8 protein-coding genes are annotated in these 12,302 nt (G+C 34.5%); 7 read left to right on the forward strand and 1 reads right to left on the reverse strand.

What is annotated here, in order from left to right; all coding sequences use genetic code 11:
* Positions 1-81: 81 nt before the first annotated feature.
* Both GJJ64_RS13270 and GJJ64_RS13275 read left to right on the forward strand, forming a co-directional pair.
* Entirely contained in the window at positions 82-1,029 is a 948-nt protein-coding gene (locus GJJ64_RS13270) for a sensor histidine kinase (protein ID WP_229655537.1), read from the forward strand.
* The gene (locus GJJ64_RS13275; protein WP_154288253.1) at positions 1,019-1,738 is read left to right on the forward strand and encodes a LytR/AlgR family response regulator transcription factor; all 720 of its coding nucleotides are present in this window, start codon (positions 1,019-1,021) and stop codon (positions 1,736-1,738) included. Before GJJ64_RS13270 ends, GJJ64_RS13275 begins: the two co-directional genes overlap by 11 nt.
* Here the strand turns inward: GJJ64_RS13275 and GJJ64_RS13280 are convergent.
* Positions 1,735-2,550: an alpha/beta hydrolase gene (locus GJJ64_RS13280; RefSeq protein ID WP_154288254.1), complete on the reverse strand. Its 816-nt coding sequence runs from the start codon at positions 2,548-2,550 to the stop codon at positions 1,735-1,737. The two genes, GJJ64_RS13275 and GJJ64_RS13280, sit on opposite strands and share 4 nt — an antisense overlap.
* A 101-nt stretch (positions 2,551-2,651) precedes the next feature.
* On the opposite strand from GJJ64_RS13280, the gene GJJ64_RS13285 reads away from it, so the two are divergent.
* From GJJ64_RS13285 to GJJ64_RS13305, 5 genes are all read left to right on the forward strand, one after another.
* Positions 2,652-3,662 carry a LacI family DNA-binding transcriptional regulator gene (locus tag GJJ64_RS13285; protein WP_154288255.1) on the forward strand — a complete coding sequence of 337 codons (1,011 nt, stop codon included), beginning with the start codon at positions 2,652-2,654 and terminating at the stop codon, positions 3,660-3,662.
* A gap of 422 nt (positions 3,663-4,084) precedes the next feature.
* Positions 4,085-7,072, forward strand: coding sequence for a SusC/RagA family TonB-linked outer membrane protein (locus GJJ64_RS13290; RefSeq protein WP_154288256.1), 2,988 nt, complete (start codon positions 4,085-4,087; stop codon positions 7,070-7,072).
* A 23-nt stretch (positions 7,073-7,095) separates the two neighbouring features.
* Positions 7,096-8,688: a RagB/SusD family nutrient uptake outer membrane protein gene (locus tag GJJ64_RS13295; RefSeq protein ID WP_154288257.1), complete on the forward strand. Its 1,593-nt coding sequence runs from the start codon at positions 7,096-7,098 to the stop codon at positions 8,686-8,688.
* A 67-nt stretch (positions 8,689-8,755) separates the two neighbouring features.
* On the forward strand, positions 8,756-9,775 hold the full coding sequence (locus tag GJJ64_RS13300) for a SusE domain-containing protein (protein ID WP_154288258.1): 1,020 nt from the start codon (positions 8,756-8,758) through the stop codon (positions 9,773-9,775).
* 61 nt (positions 9,776-9,836) lie between these two features.
* Positions 9,837-12,293, forward strand: coding sequence for a glycoside hydrolase family 31 protein (locus GJJ64_RS13305; RefSeq protein WP_154288259.1), 2,457 nt, complete (start codon positions 9,837-9,839; stop codon positions 12,291-12,293).
* The last annotated feature ends 9 nt before the right edge of the window (positions 12,294-12,302 follow it).

Here is a 12,302-nt window from a genome sequence, read left to right on the forward strand (position 1 = left end):
TTGGTACTTGCTGCACTTATTTTAATATACGGTATAAATAAGCCCAGTTATTTCATGTCTTTCAGAAATAACCTGTTTTATATGCCTGTACATCTTGTTTACTTTTATAGTCTGGCTTATTATTTTATACCCAAATTCTTATTAAAGGGCAGGTATATTGTATTTGCATTTTTGGTGATGTTCTTAGCAATTTCCTTAGCTTTTTTAACGCGTATTATAGACATATTTATTGTAGACCCTTATATAGATAAAGTTTTAAAAGCTATGGGTATGCAGGATGAATGGATGAAAATACAAGGAAGCTTTTGGGAGCAATTTACCAATCCTTATTATCTTGTTAATGCTATAAAAGGCTCTAACCTTATCGTTTGGATTGCCATTGCTATTAAGTTATTTAAGTTATGGTATGAGCGTAGGCAAGCAGCCTTACAAGCCGAACTTAATTTTTTAAAAGCTCAAGTGCATCCACATTTTTTGTTTAATACTTTAAATAACCTGTATGCGCTAACGCTTAATCAATCGCCCAAAGCACCCAATATTGTTTTAGGTTTAGCAGAAATATTAAGATATATGCTTTATGAATGCGATAAAGAATATATTTCTTTAAAGAAGGATTTAGAAATTTTAGAAAGTTATATCGCTTTAGAAAAACTTAGGTATGAAGACCGTTTAGAGTTAAATTTTAGTATCAGTGGGCAAGTTCAAGAGCAGCTGATAGCGCCCTTATTATTAATCCCCTTGGTAGAAAATGCCTTTAAGCATGGTGTTAGCGAACAAGTAGGTGAGTCGTGGATAAAGATGGATTTAAGCATCCAAAATCAAAAGCTAAAATTTAAAATAGCTAATAGTAAACCGCAAACCATCTCAAACGATAGGCATATTGGTAATATTGGTCTAAGTAATGTTAAAAAGAGGTTAATGCTAATTTATCCCGATACACATGAACTCAAAATAAAAGAAGATGAAGATATGTTTTTAATTGTTTTAGATATTGATTTAAGCAGAGGTAATAGCAATCATGAAAATTAAAGTTTTAATTGTTGATGATGAACCTCATGCGATAGAGGTGATAGAAAATTACCTGAGTAATTTTTCAGAGGTAGAAATTGTAGCTACCTGCAACGATGGTATTTCGGCTTTTAAAGTATTGCAGCAAAAACCAGTTGATTTAATGTTTTTGGATATACAGATGCCTGGCATTAAAGGAACTGATTTGGTAAAAAGCCTCAAGAAGCAGCCTTGTATTATTTTTACAACCGCTTTTGCAGAATATGCGGTTGAGGGGTTTGAGTTAGAAGCTGTAGATTACTTAATTAAACCCATCTCTTTTGATAGGTTTTTAAGAGCTATGGATAAAGTGCTACGCCATTTTGGGGCGCAACAACAAATCGTATTTAGTCAGCAATCTACTTTGGTAGAAAAAGATACTTTTTTATATCTAAAAGTAGACCGTAAAATGATGAAAATTGCCATCAAAGATATTTTATGGATAGAGAGTCAGAAAGATTATATAAAAGTTGTTTTACAGCATAAAGAGCTAGTTTCTAAACAAAAAATTAGTTTAATAGAAGAGCTATTACCCGAAGATGAGTTTCTAAGGATTCATCGCTCTTTTATTGTTTCTATATCAAAAATTGATAGTTATTATGCTTATGCTGTTGAAATCAATAATAAAGAGCTTCCAATTGGTAGAAATTATAAAGCCGAAACTCAAAAAAAATTGAAGATGATTTATTAAGATTTTATGAAGGCAATGCTAGCATCGCAAACTTGTTTTAATTGTTCTGGTAGTTGATTTTCTTTATAAGGATGACTAGCTCCGAAAACATGATTAGCTTTGTCTATCTCTATAAAATCAGCCTTCGGATAAAGTTTTAAGAAGTTTTGTGCTACACTTAACGGAACATTAATATCATCATTACCATGAATAATAAGCCAAGGTTTTTTAATATTTTCTGCAGCAGTTTTGATGTTTAGTTTATCAGCATTTTGTTCAACATCCTTTAAAAGAGATAAGTTTAAAGGCATATATTCTTTAGTACGGGCGTTAAAAACTTCAATTTTGCCTTTTTCTCGCCATTCTGCCTCTTGCTCTTTTTTCCATAAGCTGCTAAAACTATCAATAGCGGCCCAAGTAATTAATTTATTTATGGTTTTATTTGTTGCAGTTGTTAAAATACTAATACCACCACCACGGCTATGCCCAATTAAAGTGAGTTCAGCATCAGGAAATTTTTGTTTTGTATACGATAAGACTAGGTCTAAATCAAAAAGCTCAAAGCTGGGCGTATTAGCAGCAAAAAGGTTTAAATCGTTTACATCAATTGGGTTTTCTGGATTTACGCCGCTATGAGAAAAATTAAATTTAACATAATGAATATCATACGAAGCAAAATATCTAGCTACCATATTATGTGTACCCCAGTCTTTAAATCCCTTAAAACCATGTACAAAAATGGCAACCTGTTGGCTAGGTTTTGCACTGTAAGTTATATCTCCTATTATTGTATGTTGATTACTTCCTGTAAGAGAAAATATTTCTTGTTTCATCACGGTAAAATTAAAAGATTAATATTGTTGAATGTTGCTTAATTTCAAATAATATACAAATCACACAAAATTGCTAGTTTTAAACTATATATTATAAAATTATGGATGCTATTAATATCAAACAGTTAGCTGCCAAACTAAATTTATCTACTTCCACAGTTTCTAGAGCATTTAGAGGGCATAGTGATATTAATAAAGAAACCAAAGAGCGTATTCTCGCTATGGCCAAAGAGCTTAATTATCAGCCTAACCATTTGGCTAGTAATATGCGAGAGAAAAGAAGCAAAACCATTGCCGTTATTGTTCCAGAGATTGCTAATAACTTCTTCTCACAAGTAATTAGAGGTATAGAAGGGGTGGCTAGAGAGAAAGATTATCATGTTTTAATTTACGTTACCGATGATAATTACGAAAAAGAAGTAGCTTACATTACGCACCTCAACAGCGGTAGGGCAGATGGTGTCATCATGTCTGTTTCTGGCGAAGCTAATGATCATCAATACCTAAAAAAGCTAAAAAGCAAAAGAATGCCTTTGGTCTTCTTTGATAGGGTTTATGAGGATATTGATACCGCAAAAATCACCACTAATGATTATGAAAGTAGTTTTGATGCTACTGAACATTTGATAAAAGCCGGCTGCAAAAAAATAGCCTATTTAGTTGTAAATAAGAATCTATCTATTGGTAAAACACGTATGAACGGCTATATAGATGCTTTAAAGAAGCATGGTTTGCCTTACGTAGATGAATACGTGATAGATTGCAGTAACGATTACGAAGCCAATAGTCTTATTTTAAAGGAAGCTTTTAAAATTTTAAAGCCTGATGGCGTTTTTGCTTCTGTAGAAAGGTTAGCATTTTCTACCTATTACGTTTCTTATGAATTAGGAATTAAAATCCCGGAAGATTTAAAAGTCATCAGTTTTTCTAGTTTAGAGATTGCTCCACTATTAAATCCATCCTTGTCCACCATTACTCAACCTGCATTTGATATGGGTGTAAAGTCGGCTAAAATCTTATTTAGAGCGATGGAATCTGGCGGAGATTTTTCAGAATCAGATAACTTGATTCTCAACTCAAAGTTAATACAGCGACGCTCTAGCGGAGGTTAGTAAATCTTAAAAAATTCTCACAAAAATCACTAGAAATTTCAGTCAATTTAAGAGGCGAAAAAATTAAATTTTTTTAAACAAATTGTAAAATCAGGAAGAATTTTGGCTCGAGTAACATAAAAGTTATTCACATTTTCGGGAACGATACCGGTATCGTTCCCGAAAAATTAGTCAAAATTATACTGTGTAATAAATACAATAAGTTAGTAATTTGTTTTATGTAAATTATTGTTAATCAGTTGATTGTGTTTATATAATACCTTGTGTTTATGCGTCAAAATACACTTTGATTTTTTAGAAAATAGATGTGGAATATTTTTTTTATTTAAAATTTTGTTTTTTAGAACATAAGAGTAACTTAGTTCTTGTCAGACAAAGACAATTTGTAAACCAATTTATAATACCAAAATAAACTAATCAAAATGAAACTCTATTACTTAAAAAAGTGTGGTCTTTTGATGTTACTTTTAATCCTGAACGTTGTAGTTGTAAAAGCTCAGAGCGGAAGTATTTCAGGTAAAATCATTGACGAAGCTAACCAGCCTTTGCCAGGGGCTGCTGTGTTTATCGATGGAACATCTTTAGGCACTCAGACTGATGTAAACGGTAACTACAAAATTTCTGGAATTAAATCCGGGAACGTTTCCGTAACTGTGAGGTTTGTTGGATATGTAGAACAAAAGAAACAAGTTACCATATCTACAACACCACTGGTTCTTAATTTTTCGTTGGTTCCCGAAAATAAAAGTCTAAATGAGGTGGTTGTTATTGGTTACGGTTCTGTAGCTAAAAAAGACTTAACTGGTGCCGTAACAGCTGTTAGCTCTAAAGATTTCCAAAGAGGAAACATTGTATCTCCAGAGCAGTTAATTGCTGGTAAGGTATCTGGGGTTCAAATAACATCAAATAGTGGTGCTCCAGGTAGTGGTAGTACTATTCGTATTCGTGGCGGAGCTTCTTTAAATGCTTCTAACGATCCTCTTATTGTTATTGATGGTGTACCTGTTTCTGTTGGTGCTATTTCTGGTGCGGCTAATCCTTTAAGCTTAATCAACCCAAATGATATTGAAACTTTTACAGTATTAAAGGATGCATCAGCAACAGCTATTTATGGTTCAAGAGCGTCAAATGGAGTAATTTTAATTACCACCAAAAAAGGTTCTTCTGGCAAACCAGTTGTAAGCTTTAACTCTCAACTTTCAGCATCTACATTGGGTAGTCAGATTGATGTATTATCTGCACAAGAGTTAAGAGATTATGTAACTAATAATCCAAGAGCAACTGCTCAATATATTGGTTATTTAGGCGAATCTAATACCAATTGGCAAAATGAAATCTATCAAACAGCCACTAACTCTGATAATAATTTAAGTATTTCTGGGGCTGTTAAAAATATTCCTTACCGTGTTGCGGTAGGTTATTTAGACCAAAGAGGGGTTTTATTGAGAGATAAATTAAATCGTACCTCTGGTTCTTTAAGTGTTACACCTAAATTTTTTGATAATCATCTGAAGGTAGATGTAAACGTTAAAGGTTCTTTATCAAAATCAAGGTTTGCTAACCAAGGGGCTATTGGTGCGGCTTTACAGTTTGATCCAACGCAACCGGTTTATGAAGAAAACATCTTTGGTGGTTTCTTTGAGTATGCTAATGGTAGCGGTGCTAATGCTGTTCCTAATCCAAACGCTCCGAGAAATCCAATGGGTTTAATCATGCAGCGTGAGGATAATAGCGAAGTAAACAGAAGCTTAGGAAATATCCAATTAGATTACATGTTCCATTTCTTACCAGAGTTACATGCTAATTTAAATTTGGGTTACGATGTTGCTAAAGGTACAGGAAGTACTTTTGTACCAGAATTTGCAGCACAAAGTTTTAGTACAAGAGGCTCAAGAACGCAATATCTACAAGAAATTAACAATAAAATAGGCGAGTTTTATCTTAACTATAATAAAAATCTACGCTCTTTAAATAGCAATATTAACGTAACTGCGGGTTATGGTTACTACGATAATCGTACAACTAATTTTAATTATCCTAATTTAAGGGCAAACGGTGATGTTATTCCGGGTACTGAACCTACTTTCCCTTTTGATATTCCTAGAAATAATCTACAATCGTACTACGGACGTATGATTTATACTTTAAGCGATAAGTATATTGTATCAGCCTCTATACGTACAGATGGTTCTTCAAGATTTAGCGAAGATGTAAGATGGGGTGTTTTCCCTTCAGCATCTTTCACCTGGAGAGCAAAATCCGAATCTTTCTTACAAAATGTTCAGAGTTTATCTGATCTTAAATTACGCGTAAGTTACGGTATTACAGGTCAGCAAGATGGTATCAGTAACTTTTCTTACCTGCCAAACTACGCTGTAAGTCAGAATGATTCTCAGTACCAATTTGGTAACCAGTTCTTTAACTTATTTGTGCCTATTGCTTACGATAGCAATATCAAATGGGAAGAAACAGAAACATACAATGCAGGTATAGATTATGGTTTCTTAAATAACCGTATCAATGGTAGTATTGATGTTTATTTCAAAAAAACCAAAGATTTATTAGCAAACGTTCCTATCCCGGTAGGTAGTAACTTCAATAACTTCTTATTAACCAATATTGGTAACGTAGAAAATAGAGGTTTGGAGTTTAATATCTCTGCAGACGCTATCAAAACCAAAGATTTTAACTGGAATTTAGGCTTCAACTTAACTTTAAACAGAAGCAGAATTACCAACCTTACTTTGGTGCCAGATCCTAATTTTAATATTTTGGTTGGAGGATTTTCTGGTGGAACCGGCGGTACTATCCAAACGCATTCTGTAGGATTTGAGCCATTCTCTTTCTATGTATATAAACAAGTTTATGATACCAATGGAAAACCATTAGAAGGTGTTTATGAAGATTTAAATAACGATGGTGTCATTAGTGAAGCAGGCGATCTATATCGTTATAAATCACCAGCGCCAGATGCTCTTTTAGGTTTCTCTACACAGTTAAACTATAAAAAATGGAGTTTTAGTACTGTATTAAGAGCCAATTTTGGTAATTATATGTACAACAACGTAGCTTCTAACTTTGGGGTAGAGCGTAACATCTTAAACCCGAGTGGTTATGTTGCAAATGCTACTTCAGAAATATTTAGAAGTCAGTTTATCAATAACCAATACTTATCAGATTACTACATAGAGAATGCTTCTTTCTTAAGAATGGATAATATTGGTTTAGGTTATAACCTAGGCAGGTTATCTAAAGCAAGTAGCGCTAACCTTCGCTTAAATTTAAATTGCCAAAACGTATTTGTAATTAGCAATTACAGCGGTTTAGACCCAGAAATTGGTAATGGTATTGATTTTAGTTTATACCCAAGACCAAGAACTTTCTCTTTGGGTTTAAATCTTGATTTTTAATTCACCTTCTAATAAAATAGAAAATGAAAAATAGATATTTTAAAAAAATAGCCCTTTTAGCTTTAGTTACTGCAACTTTAAGCTCTTGTACAAAAGATTTAGATTTAAGACCTACTAATGATCTTACTTCAGAATCTGCCTTTACAGGATTAAATGGCTACAAACAAGTATTAGCTAAAGTGTATGGTAGCTATGCTTTAACAGGAAACTCTGGCCCAGGAAGTAGTGATTTGGGAGGTATAGATGCTGGTACATCAGACTTCTTACGTTTATATTGGAACGCACAAGAATTAACCAGCGATGAAGCAATTTGCGCATGGAACGACCCAGGGTTGCCAGAATTAAATTTCCAAACCTGGACACCAGGTAACGTTTTATTAAGAGGTTTGTATACTCGTAGTTTATTCCAAATTACTGTTGCAAATGAGTTTTTAAGAGAATCTACCGATGATAAACTAAGCGGTAGAGGCTTATCTCAGGCTGATTTAGCAGAGATTAAAAGGTTTAGAGCAGAAGCTCGTTTCTTAAGAGCTTTCCAATATTGGGTTTTGATGGATTTATTTGGTAATCCGCCTTTTATTACAGAAAATGATGCGGTAGGTAAATTTTTACCAAATCAAATTAAAAGAGCAGCTTTATTTACTTATATCGAAACCGAGTTGAAAGCCATCGAGGCTGATATGGCTGCACCAAGAACTAATGAATATGGTAGGGCAGACCAAGCAGCAGTTTGGGCTTTACTGGCTAGAATGTATCTTAATGCCGAAGTTTATTTAGGTGCAGGAAATGCAAAATATACCGATGCTATTACTTATTCATCAAGAGTAATAAATGCTGGTTATACCTTAATGCCAACTTTTAGAAATTTATTTAGAGCAGATAATAATGTAAATAATCCAGAGGTTATCTTATCTATCAATTACGATGGTATTAAATCTCTAAATAACGGAGGTACAACTTTCTTAATCAATTCTTCTATTAATGCAGCTATGAGTCCTGCAACATTTGGTGTTCCAAATGGTGGATGGGGTGGAAATAGAGCAAAACAAACTTTACCATTATTGTTTGATGATAGAAGCGGAAATACCGATAGAAGAGCCATGTTTTTTGATGGGAAACTCAATGTTGATGATGTTTCTGCTTTTACTGATGGTTTGGCCTCAACTAAATTCAGCAATTTAACTTCAGCAGGTGTTGCAGCACCATCATCAAATGGAACTTTTGCATCTACAGATTTCCCTTTATTCCGTTTAGCAGAAATGTTTTTGATTTATGCTGAAGCTGTAAAACGAGGTGGTAGTGGAGGTACAGAAGCTCAAGCTATTACTTACTTAAATAGATTGCGTACTAGAGCTTATAATGGTAGTACTGCGGGTAATATTACCAGCTATAATCTTGATTATATATTAGCAGAAAAAGGTCGCGAGTTTTATTGGGAAGCGCACCGAAGAACAGATTTAATAAGATTCCAGAAATATACCAGCGATGCTTATTTATGGCCTTTCAAAGGTGGAGTTAAAGCAGGAAAAGGTTTAGAAAGTTTCAGAACTATTTTCCCAATTCCATCGGCAGATGTTATTGCTAACCCAAATCTAATTCAAAATACAGGTTATTAAAATTTACAGGCATCAGCTTTAAGCTGATGCTTGATATAAACCTTTATCATCTTTAAAAATTAAGATAATGAAAAAGTTATTTACAAAATTTATGGTACTTGGAAGTTTAGCGCTTTTGGTACTAGCTGCTTGCAAGAAAGACGGAGAGCTTGCTGTTGCAGAAATAAAATCTAACGGAGAGTTAAGTGCAACGGCAACTGCTTTAACTTTAACAAAGCCAAATGCAGATAAAAATGCTATAACTTTTAACTTCACCGAGCCAGATTATGGTTATAATGCGGCAGTTACAAGAGTTCTACAGTTTGCATTAGCCGGCACTAATTTTGCCGCTCCAAGAGAGTATATCCTTTCTAAAGACAGTACCAAGAAGACATTTAAAGTTATTGATATTAATGCGGTGATGTTGTCTTTAGGTTTACCAACTGGTGTAAATTCTGATGTTCAGGTAAGGTTAAAATCTACCATCTCCAACAATATAGCACCAGTTTTTTCTGCTCCTGTAGCATTAAGAGTTAACCCTTATCCGCTAATTTCTTTCATTTATGTACCAGGTGCTTACCAAGGCTGGAATCCGGCAACGGCAGACAGCTTAATTTCTGCAACCAGTAATGGTATTTATGAAGGTATTATCAATTTCCCATCAAATGGTTTAGGCTTTAAAATGTTAACCAAAAAATCTTGGGGTCCGCCAGAATACGGTACTGGTTCAGCAGCAGGTTCAATTGCTATTGGTGGTGGCGATTTAAGCGCTCCAGCAGCTGGTAGCTATCGTTTAATTGCTGATTTAAATGCTAATACTTTAGCTTTTGAGCGTTTCACTTACGGAATTATTGGCAGCGCAACACCAGGCGGTTGGACTACCGATACAGACATGACCTATAACAACGGTACCAGAACATGGAGCGTAACTTTACCGCTTACTGTAGGTGCAATTAAATTCAGAAAAAATGATGATTGGGGAACTAACTATGGTGGTGCAAACGGTGAACTTGTTTCTGGTGGTGGAGATATAAATATTGCTACAGCAGGAAATTACCGTATTTCTTTTAGCACCGTAACCAATACATACACCATCACAAGATTATAAAAAATTCTTATCGCAGGGAGTGCAAGCTCCCTGCTTTTTTTAAACTATAGCAGACTTTTTTATGAAGATGACTTTTAGAGGAGTGTTAGCCACCTTAACCATTTTAGGCTTAAACTTCGTTGATGCTGATGCTCAGGTTTTACCTATTGGTAATGTAAAATCAGTAGTGGTAAATAACCAAAAAGTAAATTTAACTACAGACCATGCACAAACAGAAATTACTGTTTACAGTGCTAACATTATTAGAGTTCGTACCGATAAAAGCCTAAAGAAAGATTTTTCTTATGCTGTCATCTCGCAGCCAAAAAGTACAAAAGTTAATATCTCACAAACAGATGATGTTGTTATCATCCAGACAGATTCTTTAAAAGCTGTTATCCAAAAAAAACCATATGCCATAAGTTTTCAAACGCTTGATGGGAAAATTATCAACCAAGATGAAGTTGGGTTAACTACGTCTTGGGTTGGCGAGGAGGTTACAACCTATAAAAAAATGCAAGATGGTGAACGTTTCATCGGCTTAGGAGAAAAAACAGGTAACCTAGACCGTAAAGGAAACGGCTATACCAACTGGAATACCGATGCTTTTGGCTACCGTACAGATCAAGACCCCATTTACTCTACCATACCTTTTTATATAGGTATCCACAACAAATTAAATTATGGTATTTTCTTAGATAATACCTACCAAAGTGATTTCAATTTTGGTGCTTCTAACAATCGTTTTTCGTCTTTTGGAGCACAAGGTGGCGAAATGAATTATTATTTCATCTACCACAAAAATCTGGCAGATATAATTACTTCTTACACTGCCTTAACTGGTTGCATGAAAATGCCTCCGCTATGGAGCTTAGGTTACCAACAAAACCGTTATAGCTATTATCCCGATACAGAAGTGTATCGTATAGCGCAAACACTAAGAGAGAAAAAAATCCCTGCTGATGGTATCACCTTAGATATCCATTATATGGACAATTATAAATTATTTACATGGGATAAACAGCGTTTTGCAAACCCTTTAGAGATGACTAAAAAGCTATCATCAATGGGGTTTAAAACAACAGTTATTGTAGACCCAGGAATTAAAGTTGAAAAAAATTATGGTGCATATGAGCGTGGCTTAACCGATAATATTTTTATCAAATATCCTGATAGTACAAACTACAGCGGGCAGGTTTGGCCGGGTTGGTGTCATTTCCCAGATTTTACAAGTGATAAAGCAAGAAATTGGTGGAAAAAGGAAGTGAAGTTTTTTGCAGAAACGGGTGTGTCTGGTATCTGGAATGATATGAACGAGATAGCTACTTGGGGTCAAAAAATGCCTTCAAACGTATTGTTTGATTATGATGGGATGAAGGCATCGCATAAGCAAGCACATAATGTTTATGGTATGCAGATGGCAAGAGCTAGTTTTGAAGGAATTACAGAGCAAGTACCAAATAAACGTCCTTTCATTTTAACCAGAGCGGGCTATGCAGGTATGCAGCGTTATACTGCAAAGTGGACAGGCGATAACCGTTCTGAAGATAATCATATGCTTTTAGGCGTAAGATTAATGAATAGCCTAGGCTTAAGTGGGGTTGCCTTTACAGGGATGGATATAGGCGGTTTTACAGGAAATCCAACCGTAGGACTTTATGCCAGATGGATTCAGATTGGTGCTTTTAACCCTTATTTTAGAAATCATACGGCGGTAAATACCAAATCATCAGAACCGTGGAGCTATGGCGAAGAAGTTTTAGAAATCTCTAGAAACTACATTAGCTTAAGGTATAAAATGCTTCCTTATTTATACAGCGCATTTTATGAGGCAAGCACAAGTGGCCAACCTATCATGAGGAGTTTAGCTATTGACTATACACATGATGATAAAGTTTACGATACGCAATTCCAAAATCAGTTTTTCTTTGGTAAAGCCATTATGGTAGCTCCTTTTGAAAGTACAGATAAGTATGGAAAAGTATATTTTCCTAAAGCTACTTGGTACAACCTGTATACGGCTGATAAAGAGCAAGGTAATCAAGAAAAAATTATACAACTAAACATGCACAAACTACCGGTTTATGTTAAAGAAAGCAGTATCATCCCGATGCAGTCTTTAATACAAACAACCGCAGAAAAGCCTACAGATACTTTAACTATCCATGTTTATAAAGGCGAGTTGAACAATAACTATGTTTATTATGAAGATGATGGCGATAGCTATAACTATGAAAAAGGCGAGTTCTTTAAAAGGGTAATTTCATATAGCCCAAGTACTAAAAGCCTAGTTTTTGATAAAGTAGAAGGTAACTATAAATCTAAGTTTAACTATATCAAGGTTGTATTTACAGGTTTTGATGATTTAAAAGCTTTAAAAAATACTGGTAAATCTATCAATACTAAAAATGAATTTGTGTCTTTATTAACGCCAATATCAAGGTTTGATCCGCAAGGGAATAGCAATCCGGCAGAAGGATATCAAGCTAAAAGCTTAATCATCAAAAACGATACTGGTAAAATAACTTTATCGTGGTAAAAAATAAAA

It is taken from the genome of Pedobacter puniceum (assembly GCF_009674685.1).
Taxonomy (GTDB): domain Bacteria; phylum Bacteroidota; class Bacteroidia; order Sphingobacteriales; family Sphingobacteriaceae; genus Pseudopedobacter; species Pseudopedobacter puniceum.

What these genes read in the sequence shown, in the direction of transcription:
- GJJ64_RS13270 (WP_229655537.1), top strand. Translation starts at nt 82, where the DNA reads ATGCCTGTACATCTTGTTTACTTTTATAGTCTGGCTTATTATTTTATA.
- GJJ64_RS13275 (WP_154288253.1), top strand. Translation starts at nt 1,019, where the DNA reads ATGAAAATTAAAGTTTTAATTGTTGATGATGAACCTCATGCGATAGAG.
- GJJ64_RS13280 (WP_154288254.1), bottom strand. Translation starts at nt 2,550, where the DNA reads ATGAAACAAGAAATATTTTCTCTTACAGGAAGTAATCAACATACAATA.
- GJJ64_RS13285 (WP_154288255.1), top strand. Translation starts at nt 2,652, where the DNA reads ATGGATGCTATTAATATCAAACAGTTAGCTGCCAAACTAAATTTATCT.
- GJJ64_RS13290 (WP_154288256.1), top strand. Translation starts at nt 4,085, where the DNA reads ATGAAACTCTATTACTTAAAAAAGTGTGGTCTTTTGATGTTACTTTTA.
- GJJ64_RS13295 (WP_154288257.1), top strand. Translation starts at nt 7,096, where the DNA reads ATGAAAAATAGATATTTTAAAAAAATAGCCCTTTTAGCTTTAGTTACT.
- GJJ64_RS13300 (WP_154288258.1), top strand. Translation starts at nt 8,756, where the DNA reads ATGAAAAAGTTATTTACAAAATTTATGGTACTTGGAAGTTTAGCGCTT.
- GJJ64_RS13305 (WP_154288259.1), top strand. Translation starts at nt 9,837, where the DNA reads ATGAAGATGACTTTTAGAGGAGTGTTAGCCACCTTAACCATTTTAGGC.